The sequence below is a fragment of the Thermosynechococcus sp. NK55a genome, from assembly GCF_000505665.1.
Taxonomy (GTDB): Bacteria; Cyanobacteriota; Cyanobacteriia; order Thermosynechococcales; family Thermosynechococcaceae; genus Thermosynechococcus.
On sequence record NC_023033.1, the window covers coordinates 1,347,813 to 1,371,683 of the forward strand.

The window sequence follows — 23,871 nt, forward strand, 5'->3', positions numbered from 1 at the left end:
CAATTGTGGAGACAGGGAATACCCTGACCCTCAATGCCAACAGCAACCTCGGCAGTGGCAACCTCACCCTGATTAGCCAAGGGGGTGTGCAACAGAATGCAGGCGGCGGCATCACTGCCGGTGGCCTGGGCGTGAAAGGCAGTGGCACCTTTGACCTGAATAATGCCAGCAACGATGTGACCACCTTTGCTGCCAACGTCAGCGGCGGCGTCACCTTCAGCGATGGCAATGGGTTTAGCCTAGGTCAAGTCACAAGCAGTGTCCCTGGCAGCGGTGGGAATGATACCCAGACCACCACCGGCCTGACCACGAACAACAACGATGCCATTCTCGACAGTGGGACGGGTGGTCTGACCCTCAGTGCCAGCAGCAACCTCGGCAGTGGCAACCTCACCCTGATTAGCCAAGGGGGAGTGACGCAGTTTGGTACCGGTAGCATCACTGCCGGTGGCCTGGGCTTGCAAGGCACAGGCACCTTTGACCTGAACAACGCCAGCAACGATGTGACCACCTTTGCTGCCAACGTCAGCGGCGGCGTCACCTTCAGCGATGGCAATGGGTTTAGCGTAGGTCAAGTCACAAGCAGTGTCCCTGGCAGCGGTGGGAATGATACCCAGACCACCACCGGCCTGACCACGAACAACAACGATGCCATTCTCGACAGTGGGACGGGTGGACTGACCCTCAATGCCAGCAGCAACCTCGGCAGTGGCAACCTCACCCTGATTAGCCAAGGGGGTGTGCAACAGAATGCAGGCGGCGGCATCACTGCCGGTGGCCTGGGCGTGCAAGGCAACGGTACCTTTGACCTGAATAATGCACCCGTGATAACAGCAGTTTTTGCTGCTAATATAAATGGTAGTCTACTCTATAGTGGCTTGAATTCAGTTGCGATTGGTACAGTAGCTAGTACTGTTGGTAGTGATAGTGTTACAACCAGTGGATTGAATATTGGTGGTAGGCAGCTCCCCAGTAATAGCCAGGTTACTTCTGAAACGAAAGTAGAAATAGGAGGTAGCGCTACGGTAGCGACAGGAACAACCAAGATCAGTTGTTCTCGTAATATTGAGCAAGCTAAAGAGGAGAATCAGGAAAGTAAATCGAAGTCTCGTCTTGTCCTTATCAATGGCCGAGAAACCTCTGTTGACCCAGTCACACGACTTACAGTAGATGAAATTAACGAAAAGGAATCTACTGATTTTAATGATGATGGAAACTGCGTCAACCTTGAGCTAAATGCTGATAATGTGAGGCAGTAGCTTTCTCGGTGTTTGGAGACTGAGGCATACTGTAGGCTTATCGGTGATTGAATAAAGATGGCTTAAAGTGTTTTTCTCTTAGAGAAACTCAGCCACTGTTAGTTTTATGCGGATTCTATTTGTAGAAGATGATCCTGAGCAACTGGAGCCATTGAGTACTGCGCTCTCCCATAAGGGGCATTTGGTAGATGGAGTGCAAGAGGGAGAAACCGCTCAATGGTTGATTCAGGAGAAAACCTATGACCTGTTGATTTTGGACTGGATGTTGCCTAAGGTGAGTGGCGTTGAGTTGTGTACCCAGTGCCGCCAACAGGGAAAGAACACGCCAATTCTGTTGCTTACTGCCAAGGACACCACTGCCGATAAGGTGATGGGGCTCGATGCAGGCGCCGATGACTATCTGATTAAACCGGTGGATGTCATGGAATTGTTGGCACGAGTGCGTGCCCTTGGTCGGCGATCGCCCCAATGGCTGGGAGATCAACTGCATTTACAAGATTTAGTCCTTGATCTATCCTCGATGAAGTTAAAGCGGGGCGATCGCACCCTCTTACTCTCAAGACGGGAATACCAGTTTTTAGAATTTTTCCTGCGTCATCCAGGCCAAGTGATCACTCGTGAACAATTAGAGCTAAATCTTTGGGAGTGGGATAACCAACCAGAAAGCAATGCAGTGAGTACTCAAATTCGGCGGTTGCGCCTGCGTCTTGAGGAAGTGGGATGTGCCGATTGGCTAGAGACAATTTACGGCATGGGCTACCGCCTGCAGGCCAATTCCTAAAGAATCATCAAATGCTGCAGGAACTCCAGCTAGCAGCCCAGAGATGGCAGCAACTGCCCCCCACGCGGCGGGGGATAGTGATCATTGCGCTGCCAGTTTGTTGTCTTTTGGGTACCGTGGGGGTCCTGATGTGGTTCAGCGCCAGTATTGCTAGTTATGAGCGCTGGGTGCATCACACACAACGGGTGAAAATTGAAGGACGTGAACTATTAAATCTCCTCATTAATGCCAAAACGGGTGTACAGGGCTATCAACTGACTCGTCAGCCGGGTTTTTTGGGGCCCTATCATAGTGCTGTTGCTGAGCTACCCTTGACCCTAGAAAACCTAGAGAACCTAATCAGGGATAATCCTACACAACTGGCACACTTTCAGCAGCTCAAATCCCTAGTCACAAATGTCCTTGACATTCTGGCAAAACATGTTACGCTTCAGCTCAATCCATTCTCAGAGGATGCAACCCAACGCTACTACGTTGCTCAGCAACTGGAGCAGGCAGAACAAGCGATGGATCGCGCCCATGCAGCGATTGATGCATTTTTGATGGAAGAAGAACGGCTTTTGCTCGAACGCCAGCAACGCTCAGAAACATTGCGGCGAATGAATAGCTTTGTTATTGTTGTGGCGGTTGTTGTTGGACTAGGAAGTAGTGGCCTAGCCATATATTGGTTTCAACAGCTTCATCAGGAACTGGATCGACGGGGACGCCGCCTGGAGGCTGCGTGCGATCGCTTGGCTCGCTTTACGGCCAATGCGTCCCATGAATTGCGGGCACCCATTGCTGCTATCTTAAGCCATGCCCAAGTGGGACTCCTGCTGGCGCAAGAAGCCCCAGAGCAATGCCAACTTCGGCTAGAAAAAATAGCAACATTAGCCAAGTTCATGGGGCAACTAGTCAATGACTTATTGTTTCTCGCCCGCTATGAAGGAGCGTCATCTCCTAATTTTACAACATCTTTTGAATTAGTAACATTACTGGAACAAATTGCCCAAGAATGGCAAGAAACCTGCACAGCAAATCATGCGTTCCACCTTGAACTAGCCTCAATCTCTGCAGTGGTTAGGGGCGATCGCGACCTGATTAAACAAGCGATTCTTAATTTGCTCCATAATGCCCACCGCTATACGCCGGCGGGTGGAACAATTACCCTGCGCCTGGAAGTTGCAGAGCGTTTTGCTGTGATTGAGGTCAGGGATACCGGCATGGGCATTAGTGCCACGGCACTGCCCCACATTTTTGATTATTTCTACCGCGATGAACGGGTGCGGCAGCGGGGTATCCACGGTTCAGGACTAGGATTGGCAATTGTCCGCCAAATTGTGGATCTCCATCGAGGAAGGGTCGCTGTTGCCAGCCAAGAGGATCAAGGCTCAACCTTTAGCATTAGCCTACCCCTGGCCTCTAACTGAAGTTGTCATATTTGTGTCATTTTTGTTGGTTATCCTCAAGGTGTTCTGGAGAAAACACCAGGATTAAACACCCCTGAGCTATGACTTCTACCAGTTGAACGGAGGATAAAACATGCAGATTCAACGACTACAACCTCTGATGGTTGCCACCCTTACGGCCCTAGCGATCCCCCTGGCGATCGCCCCCCCTAGTCTTGCCCGTCCGGGTTGGGATGGGCCACCCATAATGGCGCGCGAAGCAGAAAAAGCATTTCGCGATCTTTCAAAAGCGGAATATGAAGGCACACGAGCCAAAGGCATCGGCGGTGCCGATACGACGCTCCTCAGTTTGGGCGATCGTCTGTTGGCCACGGCGCGCCAGCAGCAGCAAAGTAATAACTACTTCGCCGCCAAGGAAACAGCTAAGGCAGCTGCACGAGTTTATGAAGCTGCTCGTAACCTTGCCGAAGCTCGCACGGAGCAAGCTTTTCTTTCCCGGAGCTACTACGATGCTCCCTTCGTTGTCAGTCGTGAGTTAAGTCGCACCGAAGCAGAAATGGCCTACTATAAGGGTACTAACAGCACAATCCGCGACCTGTACAACCGGGGCCGCCAGCTCGCTCAACCAGCCACCGTCAGTGCAACTACACCCCCACAAACAAACGGGAACATTGCCTACTTGGCTACGAATCGCGCTGCTGTTCAACTCCTGAAAGCAGCCCGCCACCTGATGCGAGCCGAGCTAGGCTTTTAAAGCTTGATTAGATTAGTGGTAGGGGTAAGTGTCATCTTGCCCCTAGGGTTTTACCCCATTGCTCAGCCCCTCTCCCTAAATTACCCAAAAACTGGGTTTAATGTTTTACTCTGGGGGCTAGCCCTCGGTTTATAGAGCGGCACAAGAGTACCCATCCCCTTCAGGGGATATGGGAGCATCACGGTAAGGTAGGTACCAAGTTCTTGGTCAAGCCATCTTCCTTAGGATTTGGAGGGAACCTGCAATGGTCGGCAAGGTCACTGAACCCGTAACCAAATTTCGCCCTCTTTAGGGCAGGGGAGTATGTTAGCGCAGTTACAGTTCTTGCAGCCTTTGCCCTTGATTGCTGTGGTGCGCGCACCTGATCCGCTCCAAGCGATCGCCCGTGCTCAGGTCTATCTGCAAGCCGGTTTTACCTCTTTGGAGGTGACTTGGACAATTCCAGATGCCCCCATCGTGCTGCAACAACTGCGTCAAGACTATCCTCACTGCACAATCGGAGCCGCCAGCCTACAAACGCCACCCATGGTGGAGGAGGCGATCGCGGCGGGTGCCCAATTTTTAGTGACCCCCCATACAGCCATAGAGGTGGTGCCCCTTGCCAAGGATGCCAACTGTCCCCTGATTCTGGGTGCATTGACGCCCACGGAAGTTCTCTACGCTTGGCAATCTGGAGCAACGGCAGTGAAGGTTTTTCCAATCTTAGCAGTGGGGGGTGCGAGCTATCTACAGGCCTTGCGACCCTTGTTTGCTGAGATTCCCTTAATCCCCTGTGGAGGCATTGGTTGGGAAGATGTGGTGCCCCTCTGGCGTGCTGGAGCGATCGCCATCGCTATGGGCAGCCAACTGGGTACAGATTTGACGAGACTCAAACAGCAGGTGGCTCGGGCTCATCAGGCGTATCAGGCGCTGGGGCAGGGGTAAGGGTGCGCACCCGCTCAGCATGGAAACGTTTGCGTCGCCAGCGTTTGCCCATGTCCAAGCCAATGGTTTTGTGGAAGTCGTCTTGGACTTTGGCAGTTAGGCGGTAGGACACTTGGCGGACAATTTGAGCCAAGACGCGGTTACCGGTCCCCTGAATCAGACCATGGGGCAGACGGTAGATAAACCGCGGAAAGTACATTTTCACCCGCAAATCCAATTCCCAATTCACCCGGGTGTAGTCAAGGATGTTCAAGGCTAACAGGTCCCTGTCGGTTTCAGGTGTGGCTCGCATCGGTACCAAGGCCATAGCCGCTTGAAAATTCACCTCGTAGTTCAAAAACGGCTGCTCGGGCACCGGAATTGTTTCAATGCGATAGACCCCCTGCTCTTGGGGTAGCAGATGCAGTCCAATTTTAGGTTCCACTTCATAGCCATGGGAACCGTAGCGACCAATGGTGAGAATGTAGCCATGCTTGCCCACCGGCTCTACTTTCATGGGGTGGGCACAACGATGGAACCAGTCTTGATGGTTGTTGAGGTAGGTTTCATAGCGTAACACTGGAGCATAGACTTCCATCCAGCCTTGGAATTGGTTGTGAAAAATAAAAGGGGGTAGGTTCGTCCCGTACTGGGCGTCCGTCATAGCATTACATCAGCATTTGGTGATTTTGATCCTGACATACTGCTGGGGGCGATCGCTAGTGCGGGGAGCCTTGGAAATGTCATCTCTGTCCAACGGTTGGTTTAGATTTCGTTACATTACTATTCAGTTCATTGAGGCTCCACCGATGCCGCCTGTCACACCTTGGCTCGCCGTTGAACACTTAGACAAGCCATGGATTTTTTGGCCATTGTTCTTGATGGTGGTTCTCAGCAGTGTCGTTTTGCGCTGGGGAAACGTACAGCAGCAGTGGGCGCGGGTCATTGTTGTTGGCAGTTTGATAGCCTTAATGCTGCATTATCTGCTGTGGCGATCGCTAGCCACCCTCAATCTGCGCACTCCCCTAGAGGCTGCCCTTAGCCTACTCCTACTGGGCATTGAAGGTTTTATGATGGCGGGCTATGGGCTGCAACTCTACCTTCTCCTCCACATCAAAAATCGTCGTCCTGAAGCCGATGCCGCTGCCCTTGCGGTCAAAAGTGGCCACTATCAGCCTTGGGTGGATATTTTTATTCCCACCTACAACGAACCGCTGCCGATCCTACGGCGGACGATTGTTGGCTGCCAAGCCCTAGAGTACCCCCACAAACGCATCTATGTCCTTGACGATACCCGTCGGCCGGCGCTGCGGGAATTGGCCTGCGAATTGGGCTGTGAATACCTGAGTCGACCAGACAATCGCCATGCCAAAGCCGGCAATCTCAACCATGCCCTTGCCCAAACTCAGGGTGAACTCATTGCGGTCTTTGATGCCGATTTTGTTCCCACCCGCAACTTTCTCACCCGCACGGTGGGCTTTTTTCAGGCTCCCGATATCGGCCTTGTGCAAACCTACCAGAGCTTTTACAATCCTGACCCCATTGCCCGCAACCTTGGCCTAGAGGCGCATTTGCCCCAAGAGGTGGAGATCTTTTCGCGTCACTATCAAGTGCTGCGGGATGGCATCGAAACGGCGTTGTGCTACGGCAGTTCTTTTGTGGTGCGGCGATCGGCCCTAGAGGCCATTGGCGGCTTTGTCACTGCCTCCCTCAGTGAGGACTACTACACCGGAATCCAATTGGCAGCAGATGGTTATCGGCTGATTTACTTGAATGAAAGCCTGAGTGCGGGACTCTGTGCGGAGGACATGGCGGCTCACATTCGTCAACGCCAACGCTGGGCACGGGGGACGCTTCAGGGCTTTTTTATTGCCGCAAACCCGCTGCGGGTAGCCAATCTCACCTGGCTTCAGCGCCTTGCCCACCTAGAGGGCATGACCCAGTGGTTTCACAGTCCCCTGCGTTTGTTCTTGCTCCTGTTGCCCTTAATGGCTGCCTTTTGGGGGATCGTGCCCCTGGAAACAACCCTGCGGCAGTGGCTTTACTATTTTATGCCCTACTACTGGCTGCTACTGAGTACCTTCCGCTGGCTCAATGGTCAAAGCCGTTCAGCGGTGGTCTCAGATCTCTATGCCGTTGTCCAATGTGTGCCCCTGACATTGACCGTGATTCAGACGCTGTTGCGTCCCTTTGGTCATCGTTTTTGGGTAACACCGAAGGGGAGGCATGGCGATCGCTACCATTTTCAGTGGCACCTAGGGGCACCGCTACTCGTACTTTTTGTGCTCTCAGTTATGGCTGCTGTATTGAATTGGCAGGCGTTGCACACCAAGGGGCTACTCCTGGCTTGGGTCTGGAACCTTTACAATTTGCTGATTCTTGCCCTTGCCCTCTACAGCCTTATCGAACGCCCCCACCCCGATCCCTACGATTGGCTCAATGTACAGCAAACCGTTGAACTCCATCTAGCCTGGGATCAAACCACTGCCCTCTGGGGCAGGACGATTCGCCTTTGTGAAGGGGGGGCTCTCGTTCATCTGCATCAACCCCTCCCCCCCTCCGCAATGGGTGTGCCCCTCACCTGTCGGCTGTTGGAGGCCGGCATTGACCTCAGCGGCCAAATTGTGAACATGCCCAGTCCAACGACCCTCAAGATTGGCTTCGATCCCCTCACTCCGGCTCAATATCGGCAATTGATCACGTTCCTTTTCTGTGAACCCAACCGCTGGCAATGGCAACAAGCCCCCAGTGAATTGCAGACCCTATGGCTGCTCCTGCGAGCTCTCGTCTCGCCTCCCCTGAGTTGCCAGGGGCAGCACCGACACCCTGCCCCTCAAGCTAAGCAACATCAGGGCATTGTACCTGTTGCTATTGCCAAACAAAACCGTGGACGAGGCAACCATTAAATATAATAATTAATAATTAACTATAGAGTAATGACTCGGAGACCCCTCGGCGATCGCCAGCAGGACTAGCAATGAGCACTCCCGATTCGCAACTACCTCCCCTAACGGAAACGACCTTGTGGCAAATTCTCAATGAGGAACTGGATGATGCCACGGTCAATCGACTGCTGTGGCACTGCTTGGGCTATCGGTATGACGCCCACAGCCAAACTTGGCGGAGCGATCGCGTACCTCCAGAATGGCAGCAAGAGTATCCTCACCCCCCAGACTTCATTGGCAGCCGCCCCGCCATTGTCAAGCTCACCCGCTCTATTCCCCCTGCCCACAAACAACTTCTCAAGGAACAGTTGGGTTTTGGGGGTTACGAAATTAAGGAACTCAACCCCCGCCGTACCCGCCGTGCCACTGCTGTCAACTGGCTCCTCAGCTACATGGCCACTCAAGAGGAAGCTCAGGCAAAGTAACCCTCAGCCACCTCGATCGCCACTTGGCGGATAGCGCGATAGACGGTGGCCAGTTCCGCATCACTAATGCAGTAGGGGGGCAAGATATATAGGGTATTGCCCAAGGGTCGCAAAAGCACCCCCAGCTCAATAAAGCGGCGGCGCAGTTGGGGCACAAGGTCGCTAAAGTAGGAGGCCTCTGTTTCTAATTCCATGGCCGCGATCGTGCCACAGGTACGAAATTGCTTGAGATGACTCACATCCGCAAGATACCGTTGTTGACACTGCCAATGGCGCGCCTCCAGGCCTTGGTAAGATTCAGGGTCCGCAAGCAGCAACTGGAATGAAGCAACACTCACGGCACAGGCCAAGGGATTGCCCGTATAGGAATGACTGTGGAAGAAAGCACGGGCGGGGTCATCGGCATAAAAGGCTTGGTAAATTTCCTCCGTGGCCAATGTGACGGCAATGGGCAAGCACCCTCCCGATAGCCCTTTGGACAAACAGAGTAGATCCGGTTGCGTCGCTGCCTTTTCACAGGCAAAGAGGGCACCAGTGCGGCCAAACCCGGTCATCACCTCGTCATAGACAACTAAAACACCATAGGCTTTGGCCACCTCAGAAACTGCTCGCAAAAACTGGGGACGACACATGCGCATGCCGCCAGCTCCCTGTACCAGGGGCTCAATAAAGAGCGCTGCATAGGCGTCGGGGTCTGTTTTGAGGGTGGACTCCAGTTGAGCGATCGCCTGTGTCTCCTTGGTCTCGACCTCTGGATCTCCCGGATAGGTCGCTGGGTAGGGCAGAATCGTCAAGGGAGGGAGGAGCGGTTGAAAGGGTTGCCACCAAGGGGAACTTTGGCCGACAGTCATTGCCCCCAGCGTATCGCCATGGTACCCGCCGGCAAAGCCAATGAAGCGCGATCGCTGGGGCTGATCTCGCTGCTGCCAATACTGATAGGCCATCTTCAGCGCCACTTCCACAGCCGTTGAGCCATTGTCGGAAAAAAAGACCCGTTGTAATCCTGCTGGGGTGTGGGCACACAGGAGTTGAGCAAGCTGCTCCGCTGGCTCGTGGGTAAAGCCCGCAAAAATCACATGCTCAAGGGTTTGCGCCTGGGCGTAGAGCGCTTTTGCCAGCACAGGATGGCTATGGCCATGGAGCGTCACCCACCAACTGGAAATGGCATCAATAATCTGACGGCCATCGCTTAGTTCAAGGCAAGCCCCCTGGGCACGCACCACCTTGAGCGGCGGATCTGCGGTTTTCATTTGTGTAAAGGGTTGCCAAATGGGGGAGTCAGTCATGGTTGCAATGGGCAGCTAAACGAGCGGCAAGCGTCGTAAAAATATCTTCTGGAATGGGACAGCGGAGCGATCGCGCCAAGCGTTTTTTCTGCTGAGCCACCTTAAGACACTCAGCCGTGGGACACAGATAGGCCGATCGCCCCATTCCCCGATCCAATTGCACCTTTTGATCGGGCCAGCAGCGCACAATCCGCCAGAACTGCGAGCGATCGGCCACCCGGCCACAGGCAACACAGCGGCGCTGGGGAACAGCCATCATCCCTAACTGGCAACCTGTTCTTCGAGGGGTTCTTCAAGAGCAGCCATAGCCAAGCGATCCTCCTCTTCATAGTTGTATTGGGAGCTATCGCGCACCTCAATTTTCCAGCCCGTGAGGCGGCTTGCTAAGCGCACATTTTGGCCTTCTTTACCAATGGCTTGGGAGACCTTATCGGGGGCCACAAGCACATGGGCAATGCGGGCTTCGGGGTTGATGAGCCGCACCTCCTCCACCGGTGCCGGACTCAAGGAATTGGCAATATAGGTGGCTGGATCCGGTGACCAGCGGATCACATCAATTTTTTCCCCCCGTAGTTCATTCACCACTGCTTGAATGCGGGATCCCCGTGCCCCAATGCAGGCACCCACAGGATCGACATCCCGTTCTAAGGTATCCACCGCAATTTTGGTGCGCGGGCCGACTTTATGATTCGGGGGATTGGCTTCGCGGGCAATGGCCACAATCCGCACCACTTCATCCTCAATTTCTGGCACTTCATTGGCAAAGAGATAGACCACCAAGCCGGCATCGGCACGGGAAACCTCCAATTGGGGGCCGCGTTGGGGGCCTTCTTTGACGCGCTTGAGATACACCTTGAAGGTGGAGTTGGCGCGGTAGTTGTCGTTGGGAAGTTGTTCCCATTTCGGCAGTTCAGCCTCCACTTCCGGTTGACTAGCATCGCTGCGCACCGCCATAATCACCGATCGCCGCTCAAAACGGAGGACGCGGCCCATGAGAACGGTGCCCTCAAGCTCTTTGAATTCCTCTTGGACAAGGCGACGCTGCTGATCCCGTAATTTTTGTGCCAACACCTGCTTGGTTTGCATCGCAGCCATGCGGCCAAATTCTTGATGGTCGGGGGTGACATCCAACAGCACCGTATCGCCGACGCGGGCATCCTGTACCACCTCAATCACATCGGCAAGAGCAATCTCGCGATCGGGGTTCTCTACTGTTTCTTTAATGGTTTTGGTGGCCAAAATCCGAAAACCCTCCTGCTCCGTATCTAGTTCCACTTCAAAGTTGGCAAAGTGATCCTCCTCAAAGTGACTATGATCCGGGCGCAGACTGCGGCGATAGCGTTCGTATCCCTTCAGCAGTGCTTCCTTGAGGGCTTGATGCACTGCGTGCTTGGGCAAATTCCGCTCTTGGCTAATTTCATTGATCATGGCCCGTAGGCCGGGTAAGCGATAGATGGTCATCGTCTGTTACAACCTCGTTCTTTATGTAGATCAACTTCTGCTAAGGCTCACTGCTGGGGGTGTACAGTTGGACACTGGCAATGAGTGACCGCGGAATTGCCAGCGATCGCCCCCGTTGATTGAGATAGACATTCACCTCGTCACGGCGAATCAGGTTGCCCTCCCAAAGGGTTTTACCCCGATGGGGTGCGGTGGTCGTGACCCGTACAGGAAAGCCACGAAAGGCATCAAAGTCGCGATCGCTACTCAGGTAATCCGACAGACCAGGACTCGACACCTCGAGAACGTAGGCAAACTCCAACTCCGGCAGCCCATCCAAAGCCATCTCCAGTGCCCGACTCAGCCGCTCGCAATCCTCTAAGCTGGTGTCGTTCTCAGGATGGCGCACCTCCACCCGCAAAATGGGAGGCGATTGATGGGTAAGCCACTGCACACTCACCAGATCAAGGTTTTCTTGGTCGGCAACCTGCTGGGCAAGGGTTTGCACCACAGGCAAAAGTATCTGTATCTGCATAGGAAATAAAAAAGGCGGGACATTGCCCACCACACCCAAACAATCTCAAAAAGCGGCAACTCCTTTCCCTAACAGAAGGAGACTTGTGAATCGTTCAGAATAGAACGTTCCTGGGTGCTGCCAATAGACCACTGTTCGTGGTATTTAGTATAGCAGCTAATGGCGGGCGATCGCCACCCTGGTCAATACTCCCCCGGTGCTCCTAGCGATCGCTAAAATCGCCATTCGTCAGCTCATCACCGTCATAGTGCTCTTCCTCTAACTCCAAATCCTCCAAGACAGGATTCAAGAGCACTGCCCTCTCAGCCTCATGGTGAGTGAGCCACTGGCCTTGGGTGCGAAACCAGCGGGGCGGGTTAATGTAGCGAGCATAGTACCATGGCGGAGCAGTGGGCTGGCTAATTTCCGCCTGTACTCGAATTTTCTCACCCAGATAGTAGGCGTCTTCGGGTTCCACTTCTAACCACACTTTTTGGCCGATGATTTCTTGGGGGAGCATCATAATGGCAATTCCTCGGGGAACCTCTCCTACAACCCTTTTCTGGAAGTCCTACCCTGTCTCACACGTGCTTTGTGCTAAGGATACCCATCCTTGCGAAAAGAGCTGTACCTTACCTTCATTCTATTCAGTTGTAGCCAATCTGGGGAAATGTTGCACTTATTCAGCATCGCCCACCGTCAAGGAGAGGTAAGGCTGCGGCCGTTTTGGATCCTCGAGCTTTAAGGAAATGACTCCGGCACAGAGGACAAAGACCATTGAAACCCACAGACAGCCGACAATGCCCCCAATTTGATAAATAAGGCCAGAGAGGACAGTTCCCGCCAGTCGCCCCCCAGAGTTGGCCATGTAGTAGAAGCCAACATTCAAGGCCACTTTTTCATCGTCGGTATAGGCCAGCACCAAGTAGGAGTGGACTGCCGAATTCATGGCAAAAATCAAGCCAAAGAGAAACAACCCACCAATAATCACGGCATTGGGGTTCCAGTTGCTCATCAAGCCGAAAGCAATCACTGCTGGCACAACTGTCAGCGTAAACGTCCAAAACTGAATAGTAGCGGCTTGGGGAGGGCGACCGCGATTGAGGTATTTGAACAGAACGGGTGCTGAGGACTGGACACCGCCATAGCCAATGACCCACAGGGCAAGAAAGCCCCCCACTTCATAAAATGACCAGTTGAGGACGCTTTGCAAATAGACCGGCAGACCTACCACAAACCAGACATCCCGTGCCCCAAAGAGGAAAAAGCGGGCGGCTGAGAGAATGTTGATCTCCTTACTCTTGGAAAACAGTTGCCGAAATTTAATTGTCTTTTTGATCTGCCCCATCCCCCGCGGTAATAACCCCGCAGTGAATAGGATGAGCAGGAGGGCGATCGCCATGATCCACAGAGACGCTGTAAAGCCCACCAATGTTAACAACAAACTGCCAACAAAGAAGCCCACCCCCTTGAGGGCATTTTTAGAACCTGTAAGAATTGCCACCCACTTAAAAAGCCGCGACTCTGCCTCTTGGGGCACCACTAAGCGAATGGCACTCTTAGAACTCATCTTTGTCAGATCTTTGGCCACCCCCGACATTGCCTGTGCTGCCATCACATAGGGCACCGCAAACCACAGTGGCCATTGTTGGGTTAGGGGTGTGAGCATGATCAGCGAGATCACCTGCAAGCCAATGCCCGCGTAGAGGGTGACATTCAGTCCCCACCGGGAACCCATCCAGCCACCGAGAAAGTTGGTGACAATGCCAAAAACTTCATAAAAGAGAAATAGGAAGGCAATTTGCAGCGGTGTGTAGCCAATCTGGTTAAAGTAGAGTAGCACTAGCATCCGCAGTGCGCCATCGGTAATCGTGAACCCCCAATAGGCGAGGGTAACAATCATATAGTTGCGGACACTGGTGGACACAGCCATAGCAGACTCCCTAGGGCAAAGTAGTGGCAACACGACGAGCTAATTCAGCCATACGATTGCTGTAACCCCATTCGTTGTCATACCAGGCCAGAATTTTCACCTGCGTTTCATCCACAACCATGGTGGAGAGGGCATCGACAATGCTGGAACGGGGATCGTTGCAGTAGTCAATGGAAACAAGGGGGCGTTCCTCATAACCGAGGATTCCCTTGAGTTCGCCGGCTGCCGCGGCCTTGAGGGCTGCATTCACTGCGGCCACACTGGTGGGGCGGCTCACTTCAAAAACGCAGTCGGTGAGCGACGCATTCAACAGGGGCACCCGTACAGCTAGACCATTGAGTTTGCCTTGGAGTTCTGGATAAATGAGACCAATAGCGGTGGCTGAACCAGTCGTGGTCGGTACAAGGGACATGAGACTAGAGCGGGCCCGGCGCAAATCCTTGTGGGGGGCATCCACCAGCGTCTGGGTATTCGTGACATTGTGGATTGTGGTAATCAAGCCGTGGCGAATGCCAAAGGTTTCGTGAATAACTTTGACGACGGGGGCAAGGCAGTTTGTCGTACAGGAGGCGGCGGTGAGTAAGTGGTGGGCGTGGGGATTGTAGAGGTGATCATTGACACCCAGGACAATGTTGAGAGCCTGTTCCTTGACAGGGGCAGCAACAATCACTTTTTTCACCCCAACTGCAAAGTAGGCCGCCAGTTGCTCAGCGGTACGGAATTGACCCGAGCATTCCAGAACAATCTCGACTCCCCGTTCTTGCCAAGGTACCTCCGCCGGAGTTTTCGCTTCCGAAAAGCTAATGATCTGATCGTTGATGGCGATCGCCCCCTCCTTGGCTTGGATGGTCTGGCGCCAACGGCCATGAACCGAATCAAACTCCAGCAAATGGGCAGCAGCGGCTGTGCCTCCCTTAATCTCGTTGATGTGACGAAAATCCAGTTCGGGCCAACCCCATGCGGCACGCAAAACCAAGCGACCAATGCGGCCAAAGCCATTAATGCCAATGCCAACGCCCATGGTTTCTACTCCAGTGGGACATCCCTAAACTATTTCAAATAATCTTGAATTGTCAATCGGCAAAAATGCTTCCCCAAAAGCATGGGCTTAAACGTAAGGGCAGGGGGTTTGACTCGGATCCTGCCAACAGGGGAGCAGTGGCGGCTGAGGAATTGGCTGGGCGGGGGTACCAAAGACCATTTCGCAACTGTAGTCCCTAAAGTTCGGCGTCATTGTCAAAGGAATGCCCAGTCGCTGCCGAAAAAATTGCTCGGTGGGTTTTTTGCACAGGTTCATACACAACGCCATACATTGGGATTCAGCCAAGTAGCGGCATTTTTGGATGCGCACGCCACTGTATTGCCATTGGGGGAGTTGATCGGGGGGCATGACCTCGACCCAGTAGCGATCGCTGGCCCCCACTAACCAGCCCGTGAGGCGGGTAGCAAACCAGGCATTCCACTCACAGATCCAGCGGCTTGGTCGAAAGAGTGTGCGTATCAATGTACTCATCATTGGTGGGATAAGGCGATCAAAGACCGTGGCCACAATGGCCTGTTGCTGCGCGGGCGATCGCCCCCGTTTCAGCTGTCGGGTGATCTCAACAAAGCCAACATAGTCCCATCGCTGTGGCTCAACCCCAATGGCACTGGCGATCGCTCGGATCAGCCGAGCCAAGCACCACCGCTCTAGCCAGTTCAGGGACTCAGGCGGCATCATCAAGGTGATCGAGCACCTCAAGGGCAGCCCGGCGAACGACCGCATCCCTTTCCTGGGCCAGTAGCAGATATAGCGCCTCCTGCACCTGGCGACGCTCTGCCCCCTCAGAAACGCGAGCCAATTGGCGAATGGCCACTAGCCGGTGCAAAGGCTGCGGATGGGTCAGATCAGTCAACCACTGGGACACCTGCTGGGTCTGATGCTGCTGTTGCAGTTGACCAATGATTGTGCCGAGAAGGACGATGATGCCCACCAGGAGGATGCCAAGGATGACAAGAGCGACCACCAACCAGGGATCTGCTGTCTGTTGACCGATATGCAAGAGGGTATAGGTACCCAAAGAGGCTAGCAGCCCCCCCACCACCGTAAACGCAAAGGGATGATGTAACCATTGGTGCATCCGTTGGCAAAGGTTTTGCCATAGCGTCAAAAGTCGGCGTTGCCAGCGACTGAGGAGAAAAATCGTACCCACACCACTCAGGGTTGCTGCCATCAGGGGGGCATCCGTTTGCCACAGGAGCAGGCCTGCCCCCAGTGCACCAATGACCCGCAAAAGACGCTCAGACAGTAGATTAAAAACAAAAGATTTCCAGCGTAGCCGTTGCGATCGCCTTTGGCGCAGCGGAGCTGAGCGCCCGTGAGGTCGCGGCAATGACCATTTCGCCCAAGAGGTAACCATAGGGTGGGTGTACTGCCAATTTGATGCCTTATTCTACCGTAATTCTACTGCCCCTCAGCTGATCTGAATTGGCTGCATGAGCCTTTCCAGCGTAGGATCACGACTTCTTCTCGCAGTTGTTCCTGAGTGGCACTGGCAAACCGTGTTCGGAAAAGATCCGTGCGCACAACCTCATAGCCCAGCGCCTGAGCAATCTCAGCCAATAACTGACCTGTGGGAATCATCACCCGCAAGTATGAGGCTTGGTCACCAACTACATAGGCGAGTTGAGCATTGGGGCGCAGCAGCGATCGCAGGGCAGCCAAGTGACGGGCCATGCCACCAAAATAGAGTTTGGTGACTCTGCCGTAGAGTTTCTCAAAGCCGGAGGTCTTACCCAGTTGAATTCTGCGGCGTTCAATGGCATCTGCAATCGCCTGAATTTTAGGGTGATCTTGAATCCAGCGATCGTCATCATCGGCTTTATACACATTGCGAGTGTTAGAACGGATGAGACCCTTCTTAAGGGTTTGTAAATCAGCCTTGGTTTTAATGAAGCCTAAGATCACCGACTCGAGGCGGGTTGTTCTGGTGTAGTCCTTTTCGTTGGGGTAAGGGGGTGAGGTGATCACCGCATCAATCGACTGCGGGGGCAAGACCCTGTCAGGACCTCTTGCATCGGCCAGATAGACGTGGGCAGGGGTATCCTCCTGATCCTGTACCCGCCGCAAATCCTCCACCATTTCACCAATCTTGGCAAGCCAAGCACGAATTACTGGCACATCAACCTTGGCTTTAGCAACACCCACTTCAGGACCAAAGCGCAAATTACTGACGGCAAAAACGAGGGTGTGGGCGATCGCCAGCAATTGATGCCGATAGACCTTTTCCATTCTGTATTTCTCTAAGCAGTCAAGAAGTACCAATACCTTGTGTAAGGGAATTGGGCTGATCGACCCCGCAAGGATGAGTTGATGTTGCTCTGGAGAGAGTTGGCGTAGCGGTAGGCCAGCAACATCCGCCGCAAAAGGCACTGAGTCCTCTATCCCTTGCTGCCGCAGGATATTAAGGGCAAGTTCTGCCACCTCCCAGGAGTGACTGGACAGTAAATCAGGATCAACCCTCCAATCGGTCTTTACCGATGTCGCAAAATGGGCGAAGGGATTGGCTTCCATACCCAACGATGGAATGCCTTGGCGCTTCGACTCAACAAGCGTTGTCCCTGTGCCACAAAAGGGGTCTAGGATGACACTCCCTTCATTTAGGCCAAAGTCTTCTATGTAGCCCCTCACAAGGTGGGGTGGATAGGACAACACAAACCGATACCAGTCATGGAAGGGGCGGTCTTGCTCATTTATCTTGTTGATATTGCTGTTGTCCCTGGAGATTTTGGTATCCTTAGAATTTTGAGGCAACTCAACTCCTGTGGCAATTTGCTACTAATTCTCTAAGTGTATTTCTCTAAGTGTATGAAAAATTGACTGCTTGGGCAGGGGGCTATTTCCCTGCGCCAAAAAGCCTACAATACCTAGACCGCTTCGCGGCATTTCCGATCCGATTGAGGTCGTTTAGGGGAGACGTTGAATCTCAGCGCGAAAGCCATTGACCTCCATAAAGGCACGCATCTGGGTGGCATTGGCCTCGTTTCGGAAACTTCCCACCTGTAGGGCGCGGCGCTGGCCAAGGGTAATGGGGACAACTTCGGGAACCAACGATCGCAGGCGTTCTTGATTGGCCACATCCTCCTCCCGTAAATCCAAAACAATCACCCGAAACCACGTTTTGGGAGCTACAGGAGCTAGTATTGCTGAGTCGGCGTTAGAAATCTCTGGTGGGGGGGGCAATTGATTCATCGCGCGATCGCTCCCCACAAATCCCATCGGAATCGGGTCACTGGGCACCGGTAATCGTTCGCGGGAGCTGTCCAGCTGCGGCGGCGCTAGGGTGGGAATTGGAGCGGTACTCACCTCTGGGGCAGGGACGGGAATGGGGATGACGGTATTCACCTCTGGCGGTGGCACGGGGATGGGAATCGGTTCTGCCGCGAATACGGGCGTCCCCCAACCCATTAGGATCAAACATAGGTGACTCAACCACGGCTGGGAGTGAATGCTGAAACGGCTCATCAAAGACTTCATCATCGCTCTATCAACAACGCCGATGAACGGTGAACAGAACTGTGTTGATTCTTTTCTGTGGGGATCGGACGTGCTATGCAAAATTTAGCTCCCGAATCTGAGGGGCAACGCATCCGGCGGATTCTTGATGCCAACCTTGACCGTGCCCGCGAAGGTTTGCGGGTGATTGAGGAATGGTGCCGCTTTGGCCGCGAAGATGCTAACCTCAGTGCAGAATGCAAAGATTTGCGCCAAACCCTAGGTCGCTACCATACTGAGGAGTTGCGGGCAGCACGGCAGACGGATCAGGATCCGGGGACTGCCTTAAGTCATCCCCAGGAGCGCGATCGCCGGACCCTTAGCGCGGTGCTCACCGCCAACTTTGCCCGTGTTCAAGAAGCCCTACGGGTGATTGAGGAGTATGGGAAATTAACGGATACCGAGCTGAGTGAAACCGCTAAAGCTCTACGCTATCGCGTTTACATTCTGGAGCAGGCCCTGAGCCTCAACCCGCTTCAAGCTCGACTGCGGCAACTGCAAGGGGCAAAGCTTTATCTGGTGACCGCCCCCAGCGATCGCCTACTGGAAATTGTTGAAGCTGCATTAAAGGGAGGATTGCCCCTGGTGCAATATCGCGATAAAACCAGCGATGATCATACCCGCCTGACAACGGCTCGCCACTTGCAAGCACTCTGCCAACGCTACGGCGCCCTGTTCTTGGTCAACGATCGCGTGGATATTGCCCTTGGCGCCAACGCCGATGGCGTGCACCTTGGACAGACGGATATTCCCATGGAATTGGCGCGACAAATCCTAGGGCGCGATCGCCTGGTAGGACGTTCTACCACCAATGCGCAAGAACTGGAGCGGGCCATTGCCGAAGGTGCCGATTATGTCGGTGTTGGACCGATTTTTGCTACCCCCACCAAACCTGGTAAAGCAGCTGTTGGTTTTGACTATCTGCAATACGCCCGCAAACACGCCCCGATGCCCCAGTTTGCCATTGGCGGGATTGATCTGAGCAACATTGAGGAGGTCATCAAGGCAGGAGCCACCCAAGTGGCTGTTGTTCGCGCCATTATGGAGGCGACGGATCCGGAAGCGACAACGCGGGAGCTATTGCGACGCCTATCCCAAGGGAGGAACCATGACTTCGGCGGCTGAGATTACTGCTGCTGTGCGGCAACTGTATAATACCTATCCTTTTCCCCCGGAACCGCTCCTTGCTGGGCCACCGCCGGGGTATAACTGGCGCTGGTCTTGGCCAGCAGCCTATAGCTTTTGCACAGGGCGTTATCCTTCCCAATTAGATGTTGCCATTCTCGATGCCGGCTGTGGCACGGGTGTGGGGACGGAATATCTAGCCCATTTGAATCCGCAGGCAAAGATTACTGCTTTGGATCTCAGTGAGGGTGCTTTGGAAATTGCCCGCGAACGCTGCCGGCGATCGGGCGCCACCAATGTCCAATTTCACCACCTTAGCCTAGAGGACGTGGCGCAACTGGGGCAAACCTTCCAGATGATTAACTGTGTCGGGGTGCTGCACCACCTGCCGGAGCCGCAGCGGGGGATTCAAGCCCTTGCCGATGTCCTTGCCCCCGGCGGCATTTTTCATATCTTTGTCTATGGTGAATACGGTCGCTGGGAAATTAAGCTGATGCAGCAGGCCATTGCCCTTCTTCAGGGGAGCGATCGCCACAACTATCGCGAGGGAGTGGCTATTGGACGACAACTCTTTGCGGCATTGCCGGAGAACAATCGCCTGAAAAAGCGGGAGCAGGAGCGCTGGAGTCTTGAGAATCAGCGGGATGAATGCTTTGCCGATATGTATGTGCATCCCCAGGAAATTGACTATACGATCGCCGGCCTATTTGAGCTCATTCGTGCTTCAGGCTTAGAATTTATCGGCTTTTCCAACCCTCAAGTTTGGCAGCTAGAGCGGCTATTGGGCAGCCAGCCGGAACTGTTGCAACGGGCACAGCAACTCGACCCCATCCAGCAATATCAACTCATTGAGTGCCTTGACCCTGAGGCCATGACCCACTTTGAGTTCTTTTTGGCTAAGCCGCCACTGCCGCGTCACGATTGGGCAGCAGATCGGGACCTCTTGGCAGCGATTCCCTGGCGCCACCCCTGCATTGACAGTTGGCCAGGGGCCTGTGTCTTTAACTGCCACTACGAGGTGATCCACCTCAACCAGGCCGAACAACAGTTCTTGAACGCTGCCAGCGGTAAGGCAACTGTGGCTGAGTTATTGGCACAACAGCCAGACTTTGACCTAGCGGGGGTGCGATCGCTCCTTGAGCGGCACTTACTTCTCTTGGGAGTCTAAAGCATGACGGATCTACTGGAAACAGTCTCTACAAGTGGTGCGGTCTATGATTGCAGTCATTGGGGGCGGCTGCGCCTCACGGGGGGCGATCGCCTGAAGTTTTTGCACAATCAAAGCTCAAATCACTGCCTTGCCCTGCAACCCGGTCAAGGGGCTGACACCGTTTTCTTGACCTCAACCGCCCGCACCCTTGATCTTGTCACTCTCCTGGTCCATCAGGAGTGGGTGGATCTACTGGTATCACCGCAGCGCCGCGAGTTTCTCCTAAAGTGGCTTGATAAGTACATTTTCTTTGGCGATGATGTCCAACTCAGCGATCGCACCCCTGAGAGCTATTGCTATCGAGTTTTTGGGAGCGTTGCTGAAAAGATGACTGCCCAGTTTGGCCTAGGACCATTGGCCAATCCCTACGATCATGTCACCATCACCCATGAAGATGCCCCCTTAACCCTTGCTGCCACCAGTGGCTTAGCCATTCCCGGTTTAACCCTTTGGAGCGATCGCCCCCTCAGGGATCTCCTGAGCCCCTATCCCCAACTCAGTGATACCGACTGGGAGCACCTGCGCATCCGCCAAGGTCGACCCGCTGCCGATGCCGAACTCACCGAAGCGTACAACCCCCTGGAAGGACGGTTAGGGCATACCATTTCTTTTAATAAGGGCTGCTATATCGGCCAAGAGACAATCGCTCGTCTGAACACCTACCAAGGAGTCAAACAACACCTCTGGGGACTGGAATTCACCGCGGCAGTGACACCACCTACACCCTTAATCCTAGAGGGTGAAAAAGTGGGTCTTGTTACCAGTTGCACTCCCCTAGGGAGGGGTGCCTTTGGCCTTGGGTATGTGCGCACAAAAGTTGGTGGGGCTGGCCTAACGTTGCACACCCCAGAGGGCGTCATGGCCCAGGTAGTTGAGGTACCCTTCTTAAGAACTGTTGTCTAAAAATACTCTCATTAGAGAATGTTATAATCCAATCGGCTCGTGCAGACATTTACTGAGCGAAGGAAGGAAGCCTATGGCCACGGCACAGGTACTAGCGTTCATGCAAAAGACCGCTGAGGATGCCCAACTGCGGGATGAATTGGAAAAACTGCTGGGGGTCGGAGATGGCAACATTAGTGGGGCTGCCGAACTAGATGCCGAGGAGCTGGCGGCGCTGCGGGGAGAAATGGCGCCGAAAGTAGTGGATTTTGCCAGTCAGCATGGGTTTGAATTTTCCACCGATGAGCTAATTCAGGTGGTTGATTCCTTTGCCCAGCACCAAGCAGGGGAAATGAGCGATGAGGAATTTTCAGGGATTTTAGGGGTTCCGGTGAACAGGGATCACGCTGAACACAAAACTAAAGTGACCAATCCGCTTCAGCGCCTCGCCCGCTACCTTAGTAAAACCTATTTGGGTATAGGTGCGGATGAGGAGAGCGAATAAGGCTCAACAACTCTCAGTGAGACTGCGTCCGGCACGTCGTAAAATCCGCTTGTGGTCCCAATGGCTTCTGCCTGGGCTACTGGTGAAGCGATGGCTCCTCATTAGTGCCGTTGGGGTTTTGCTTGCTAGTCTGGGCTTTGCCATTAGCATCAATCTCACCCCTATTTTTTACTTCTTGCAATTTCTGGAGCAGTTCCTCCAGAGTGTGGCGCGTTTTGTGCCCAGTTACATCAGTGGCCCTTTACTGCTCCTTGGGGGGTTGGCACTGATTGCTTGGGGTTATGCGCGTACCCTGGGTTCCATTACCGAAGTGCTGTTGCCAGAAGATGATCAAGCCCTGGTGGAGCGACTCCTCACCTATCGGCGCCTGGGGCGAGGACCGAAAATTGTTGCCATTGGGGGTGGGACGGGGCTGTCAACGCTCCTGCGGGGACTAAAGCTTTATAGTTCCAATATCACCGCCATTGTGACGATGGCCGATGATGGTGGCTCATCCGGGCGACTGCGGCGGGAAATCGGGGTGCTGCCACCGGGGGATATTCGCAACTGCTTGGCGGCTTTGGCGGATGAGGAAAAAATTGTTACTGAACTGTTTCAGTATCGCTTTGAGGCGGGGGATGGCTTGGCGGGACATAGTTTTGGCAATTTGTTTCTGACGGCGATGACAAATATCACCGGGGATCTGGAGCGGGCGATCGCCACCAGCTCAGCAGTCTTAGCCATTCGCGGTCAAGTGTTGCCAGCCACCCTAACAGATATGACCCTTTGGGCCCGTCTTGCCGATGGTCGCCTTATCCATGGAGAGTCGAACATTACCGCCGCCCGGGGCAAAATTGTCGAAATTGGCTGCTCGCCCCCAGCCCCCAAAGCTCTGCCCCGCGCTATTCAAGCCCTCCGTGACGCCGACTACATTATTCTTGGCCCCGGCAGTCTCTATACCAGTATCATTCCCAATCTCTTGGTGCCTGAGATTGCCCAAGCCCTAGCAGAACGCCAGTGCCCCTGTGTGTATGTCTGCAACATTATGACGCAGCCGGGGGAAACCGATGGCTATACCGTTGGTGACCATGTGCGTGCTCTCGATACCGTTACGGGCGATCGCCTGTTCGATGCCGTGCTGGTGCAAAAATATCCCCCCAGTGCCGCTCACCGTGAACGCTATGCGCAGCAGGGCAGTACCGTTGTGGCCATTGATCGGGAAGAACTCGCTCGCCAAAACTGCCGGCTGATCCTTGCGGATGTCATGGATGAATCCACGCCCACCGTGCGCCATCATTCGCAAAAGTTAGCGGCGATTCTGATGCGCTGGTATCAGCGGGTGCGATCGCTCTAGCCTTGTGCCCTGGGAAGGTGATCCTTAATAATAGAACCGTTGCCCTTGGGTGTGTGGCCTGCCATGTCCTTGGAACTTCTGCGATCGCTGGTGTGGATGGACTACCGCCTTGCGGTCCTCTTTACCGTGGTTATTCCCTTGATCCTGCTGCTGTGGTCAACGATTAAAAACGTACCAGCGATTACCCAACTCCTGATTATCTACTGGCGAGTCTCTAGTCTGTTGGCAATTACCGTGTATCTGATGATGCCACAGTGGCCAGTGGCCTACGTCACAGGATTTATGGCCTTGGTGTTGATTCCCATTAGCCTCTGGTTTTGGGTCGATCTCAATGAAGAAATTAGCGATCGCCAAGATTTGATTGGTCAGGTCTTTAGTAGCTGGCGCTGGGGGGTAACGCTCTACTGCGTTCTTGCCGCCATTGGTCAGGCCTTCTATCTGCGCTGTGGGTTTGTTGCTGGCGCGGTTCAGACCCCCAGCTGCCAAGTCTGGCTCGAGCCACCCCTGATGTTCAAAGGGATTTTCCATGCCCAAGCTCGCGCTGGCACCCTTGGCTTCTTTGCGGCAGTTGCCCTTGTCATGTATATGCTCTATCTCAGCTACTTTGTTTTTGTGCGCTTACCCAAGCAGGGGCGATCGGCCACGGGGCTATAG

24 protein-coding genes and 1 pseudogene are annotated in these 23,871 nt (G+C 53.9%); 13 read left to right on the forward strand and 12 right to left on the reverse strand.

The genetic code is table 11. The features are described from left to right. The 5 genes and pseudogenes from NK55_RS13490 to NK55_RS06465 form a co-directional block, all read left to right on the forward strand. Nucleotides 1-1,259 (forward strand): annotated as a pseudogene (locus tag NK55_RS13490) (hypothetical protein); the annotation flags it as partial. A 106-nt stretch (nucleotides 1,260-1,365) separates the two neighbouring features. Continuing rightward, nucleotides 1,366-2,040: a two-component system response regulator RppA gene (rppA, locus tag NK55_RS06450; RefSeq protein ID WP_024124964.1), complete on the forward strand. Its 675-nt coding sequence runs from the start codon at nucleotides 1,366-1,368 to the stop codon at nucleotides 2,038-2,040. A gap of 11 nt (nucleotides 2,041-2,051) precedes the next feature. Then, entirely contained in the window at nucleotides 2,052-3,449 is a 1,398-nt protein-coding gene (locus tag NK55_RS06455) for a cell wall metabolism sensor histidine kinase WalK (protein ID WP_024124965.1), read from the forward strand. Between the two features lie 112 nt (nucleotides 3,450-3,561). Further along, nucleotides 3,562-4,182: a hypothetical protein gene (locus NK55_RS06460; RefSeq protein ID WP_024124966.1), complete on the forward strand. Its 621-nt coding sequence runs from the start codon at nucleotides 3,562-3,564 to the stop codon at nucleotides 4,180-4,182. Nucleotides 4,183-4,485: 303 nt separating this feature from the next. Then, nucleotides 4,486-5,106, forward strand: a complete 621-nt coding sequence (locus NK55_RS06465) for a bifunctional 4-hydroxy-2-oxoglutarate aldolase/2-dehydro-3-deoxy-phosphogluconate aldolase (protein ID WP_024124967.1) — start codon at nucleotides 4,486-4,488, stop codon at nucleotides 5,104-5,106. Here NK55_RS06465 and NK55_RS06470 read toward each other — a convergent pair. Further along, the gene (locus tag NK55_RS06470) at nucleotides 5,051-5,749 is read right to left on the reverse strand and encodes a DUF1997 domain-containing protein (RefSeq protein WP_024124968.1); all 699 of its coding nucleotides are present in this window, start codon (nucleotides 5,747-5,749) and stop codon (nucleotides 5,051-5,053) included. The two genes, NK55_RS06465 and NK55_RS06470, sit on opposite strands and share 56 nt — an antisense overlap. 76 nt (nucleotides 5,750-5,825) lie before the next feature. Here NK55_RS06470 and NK55_RS06475 point away from each other — a divergent pair, with 76 nt between their 5' ends. Together NK55_RS06475 and NK55_RS06480 are read left to right on the forward strand one after the other, a co-directional pair. Next, nucleotides 5,826-7,991 (forward strand): glycosyltransferase, encoded by a 2,166-nt coding sequence (locus NK55_RS06475; RefSeq protein ID WP_162147173.1) that lies wholly within the window; start codon nucleotides 5,826-5,828, stop codon nucleotides 7,989-7,991. 71 nt (nucleotides 7,992-8,062) lie between these two features. Continuing rightward, nucleotides 8,063-8,455, forward strand: a complete 393-nt coding sequence (locus tag NK55_RS06480; protein WP_024124970.1) for a DUF1823 family protein — start codon at nucleotides 8,063-8,065, stop codon at nucleotides 8,453-8,455. Here NK55_RS06480 and bioA read toward each other — a convergent pair. The 11 genes from bioA to NK55_RS06535 all read right to left on the reverse strand — a co-directional run bounded on the left by bioA (nucleotide 8,443) and on the right by NK55_RS06535 (nucleotide 18,132). Beyond that, nucleotides 8,443-9,741, reverse strand: a complete 1,299-nt coding sequence (bioA, locus tag NK55_RS06485; protein WP_024124971.1) for an adenosylmethionine--8-amino-7-oxononanoate transaminase — start codon at nucleotides 9,739-9,741, stop codon at nucleotides 8,443-8,445. The genes NK55_RS06480 and bioA overlap by 13 nt on opposite strands. Next, entirely contained in the window at nucleotides 9,734-10,000 is a 267-nt protein-coding gene (locus NK55_RS06490; RefSeq protein ID WP_024124972.1) for a YlxR family protein, read from the reverse strand. The genes bioA and NK55_RS06490 overlap by 8 nt, the downstream gene beginning before the upstream one ends. Before the next feature lie 2 nt (nucleotides 10,001-10,002). Next, nucleotides 10,003-11,202, reverse strand: a complete 1,200-nt coding sequence (nusA, locus tag NK55_RS06495; RefSeq protein WP_024124973.1) for a transcription termination factor NusA — start codon at nucleotides 11,200-11,202, stop codon at nucleotides 10,003-10,005. Between the two features lie 40 nt (nucleotides 11,203-11,242). Beyond that, nucleotides 11,243-11,716 carry a ribosome maturation factor RimP gene (rimP, locus tag NK55_RS06500; protein ID WP_041429112.1) on the reverse strand — a complete coding sequence of 158 codons (474 nt, stop codon included), beginning with the start codon at nucleotides 11,714-11,716 and terminating at the stop codon, nucleotides 11,243-11,245. A gap of 202 nt (nucleotides 11,717-11,918) precedes the next feature. Beyond that, nucleotides 11,919-12,218 (reverse strand): hypothetical protein, encoded by a 300-nt coding sequence (locus NK55_RS06505; protein ID WP_024124975.1) that lies wholly within the window; start codon nucleotides 12,216-12,218, stop codon nucleotides 11,919-11,921. A 156-nt stretch (nucleotides 12,219-12,374) separates the two neighbouring features. Beyond that, nucleotides 12,375-13,628 (reverse strand): organoarsenical effux MFS transporter ArsJ, encoded by a 1,254-nt coding sequence (gene arsJ / locus NK55_RS06510; RefSeq protein ID WP_024124976.1) that lies wholly within the window; start codon nucleotides 13,626-13,628, stop codon nucleotides 12,375-12,377. A gap of 10 nt (nucleotides 13,629-13,638) precedes the next feature. Continuing rightward, nucleotides 13,639-14,649 carry an ArsJ-associated glyceraldehyde-3-phosphate dehydrogenase gene (locus NK55_RS06515; protein ID WP_024124977.1) on the reverse strand — a complete coding sequence of 337 codons (1,011 nt, stop codon included), beginning with the start codon at nucleotides 14,647-14,649 and terminating at the stop codon, nucleotides 13,639-13,641. A gap of 87 nt (nucleotides 14,650-14,736) precedes the next feature. Next, the gene (locus tag NK55_RS06520; protein WP_024124978.1) at nucleotides 14,737-15,348 is read right to left on the reverse strand and encodes a DUF4033 domain-containing protein; all 612 of its coding nucleotides are present in this window, start codon (nucleotides 15,346-15,348) and stop codon (nucleotides 14,737-14,739) included. Further along, nucleotides 15,335-16,027, reverse strand: coding sequence for a hypothetical protein (locus NK55_RS06525; RefSeq protein ID WP_024124979.1), 693 nt, complete (start codon nucleotides 16,025-16,027; stop codon nucleotides 15,335-15,337). Before NK55_RS06525 ends, NK55_RS06520 begins: the two co-directional genes overlap by 14 nt. A gap of 44 nt (nucleotides 16,028-16,071) precedes the next feature. Then, nucleotides 16,072-17,421 (reverse strand): DNA methyltransferase, encoded by a 1,350-nt coding sequence (locus NK55_RS06530; protein WP_024124980.1) that lies wholly within the window; start codon nucleotides 17,419-17,421, stop codon nucleotides 16,072-16,074. 153 nt (nucleotides 17,422-17,574) lie between these two features. Next, entirely contained in the window at nucleotides 17,575-18,132 is a 558-nt protein-coding gene (locus NK55_RS06535; protein ID WP_024124981.1) for an SPOR domain-containing protein, read from the reverse strand. An 87-nt stretch (nucleotides 18,133-18,219) separates the two neighbouring features. Here NK55_RS06535 and NK55_RS06540 point away from each other — a divergent pair, with 87 nt between their 5' ends. The 6 genes from NK55_RS06540 to NK55_RS06565 all read left to right on the forward strand — a co-directional run bounded on the left by NK55_RS06540 (nucleotide 18,220) and on the right by NK55_RS06565 (nucleotide 23,871). Further along, nucleotides 18,220-19,287 carry a thiamine phosphate synthase gene (locus NK55_RS06540; protein ID WP_024124982.1) on the forward strand — a complete coding sequence of 356 codons (1,068 nt, stop codon included), beginning with the start codon at nucleotides 18,220-18,222 and terminating at the stop codon, nucleotides 19,285-19,287. Further along, nucleotides 19,271-20,455 carry a bifunctional 2-polyprenyl-6-hydroxyphenol methylase/3-demethylubiquinol 3-O-methyltransferase UbiG gene (locus NK55_RS06545; RefSeq protein WP_024124983.1) on the forward strand — a complete coding sequence of 395 codons (1,185 nt, stop codon included), beginning with the start codon at nucleotides 19,271-19,273 and terminating at the stop codon, nucleotides 20,453-20,455. Before NK55_RS06540 ends, NK55_RS06545 begins: the two co-directional genes overlap by 17 nt. Nucleotides 20,456-20,458: 3 nt before the next feature. Beyond that, nucleotides 20,459-21,400 carry a folate-binding protein YgfZ gene (locus NK55_RS06550; protein ID WP_024124984.1) on the forward strand — a complete coding sequence of 314 codons (942 nt, stop codon included), beginning with the start codon at nucleotides 20,459-20,461 and terminating at the stop codon, nucleotides 21,398-21,400. 73 nt (nucleotides 21,401-21,473) lie between these two features. Further along, entirely contained in the window at nucleotides 21,474-21,884 is a 411-nt protein-coding gene (locus tag NK55_RS06555) for a Nif11-like leader peptide family natural product precursor (protein WP_024124985.1), read from the forward strand. After that, nucleotides 21,868-23,217: a gluconeogenesis factor YvcK family protein gene (yvcK, locus tag NK55_RS06560; protein ID WP_024124986.1), complete on the forward strand. Its 1,350-nt coding sequence runs from the start codon at nucleotides 21,868-21,870 to the stop codon at nucleotides 23,215-23,217. The genes NK55_RS06555 and yvcK overlap by 17 nt, the downstream gene beginning before the upstream one ends. Before the next feature lie 63 nt (nucleotides 23,218-23,280). Then, a complete protein-coding gene (locus NK55_RS06565; RefSeq protein ID WP_024124987.1) occupies nucleotides 23,281-23,871 on the forward strand; it encodes a DUF3177 family protein in 591 nt (196 codons plus the stop codon).

Excerpts from the sequence above, each read along its gene's own strand:
- NK55_RS06465 (WP_024124967.1), top strand. The coding sequence starts at position 4,486 with ATGTTAGCGCAGTTACAGTTCTTGCAGCCTTTGCCCTTGATTGCTGTG.
- NK55_RS06490 (WP_024124972.1), bottom strand. The coding sequence starts at position 10,000 with ATGATGGCTGTTCCCCAGCGCCGCTGTGTTGCCTGTGGCCGGGTGGCC.
- NK55_RS06555 (WP_024124985.1), top strand. The coding sequence starts at position 21,474 with ATGGCCACGGCACAGGTACTAGCGTTCATGCAAAAGACCGCTGAGGAT.
- NK55_RS06535 (WP_024124981.1), bottom strand. The coding sequence starts at position 18,132 with ATGAGCCGTTTCAGCATTCACTCCCAGCCGTGGTTGAGTCACCTATGT.
- NK55_RS06505 (WP_024124975.1), bottom strand. The coding sequence starts at position 12,218 with ATGATGCTCCCCCAAGAAATCATCGGCCAAAAAGTGTGGTTAGAAGTG.
- arsJ (WP_024124976.1), bottom strand. The coding sequence starts at position 13,628 with ATGGCTGTGTCCACCAGTGTCCGCAACTATATGATTGTTACCCTCGCC.
- yvcK (WP_024124986.1), top strand. The coding sequence starts at position 21,868 with ATGAGGAGAGCGAATAAGGCTCAACAACTCTCAGTGAGACTGCGTCCG.
- NK55_RS06460 (WP_024124966.1), top strand. The coding sequence starts at position 3,562 with ATGCAGATTCAACGACTACAACCTCTGATGGTTGCCACCCTTACGGCC.
- NK55_RS06480 (WP_024124970.1), top strand. The coding sequence starts at position 8,063 with ATGAGCACTCCCGATTCGCAACTACCTCCCCTAACGGAAACGACCTTG.
- bioA (WP_024124971.1), bottom strand. The coding sequence starts at position 9,741 with ATGACTGACTCCCCCATTTGGCAACCCTTTACACAAATGAAAACCGCA.
- NK55_RS06540 (WP_024124982.1), top strand. The coding sequence starts at position 18,220 with ATGCAAAATTTAGCTCCCGAATCTGAGGGGCAACGCATCCGGCGGATT.
- rimP (WP_041429112.1), bottom strand. The coding sequence starts at position 11,716 with ATGCAGATACAGATACTTTTGCCTGTGGTGCAAACCCTTGCCCAGCAG.
- NK55_RS06545 (WP_024124983.1), top strand. The coding sequence starts at position 19,271 with ATGACTTCGGCGGCTGAGATTACTGCTGCTGTGCGGCAACTGTATAAT.
- NK55_RS06525 (WP_024124979.1), bottom strand. The coding sequence starts at position 16,027 with ATGGTTACCTCTTGGGCGAAATGGTCATTGCCGCGACCTCACGGGCGC.
- nusA (WP_024124973.1), bottom strand. The coding sequence starts at position 11,202 with ATGACCATCTATCGCTTACCCGGCCTACGGGCCATGATCAATGAAATT.
- NK55_RS06550 (WP_024124984.1), top strand. The coding sequence starts at position 20,459 with ATGACGGATCTACTGGAAACAGTCTCTACAAGTGGTGCGGTCTATGAT.
- rppA (WP_024124964.1), top strand. The coding sequence starts at position 1,366 with ATGCGGATTCTATTTGTAGAAGATGATCCTGAGCAACTGGAGCCATTG.
- NK55_RS06515 (WP_024124977.1), bottom strand. The coding sequence starts at position 14,649 with ATGGGCGTTGGCATTGGCATTAATGGCTTTGGCCGCATTGGTCGCTTG.
- NK55_RS06475 (WP_162147173.1), top strand. The coding sequence starts at position 5,826 with ATGTCATCTCTGTCCAACGGTTGGTTTAGATTTCGTTACATTACTATT.
- NK55_RS06455 (WP_024124965.1), top strand. The coding sequence starts at position 2,052 with ATGCTGCAGGAACTCCAGCTAGCAGCCCAGAGATGGCAGCAACTGCCC.
- NK55_RS06470 (WP_024124968.1), bottom strand. The coding sequence starts at position 5,749 with ATGACGGACGCCCAGTACGGGACGAACCTACCCCCTTTTATTTTTCAC.
- NK55_RS06520 (WP_024124978.1), bottom strand. The coding sequence starts at position 15,348 with ATGATGCCGCCTGAGTCCCTGAACTGGCTAGAGCGGTGGTGCTTGGCT.
- NK55_RS06565 (WP_024124987.1), top strand. The coding sequence starts at position 23,281 with ATGTCCTTGGAACTTCTGCGATCGCTGGTGTGGATGGACTACCGCCTT.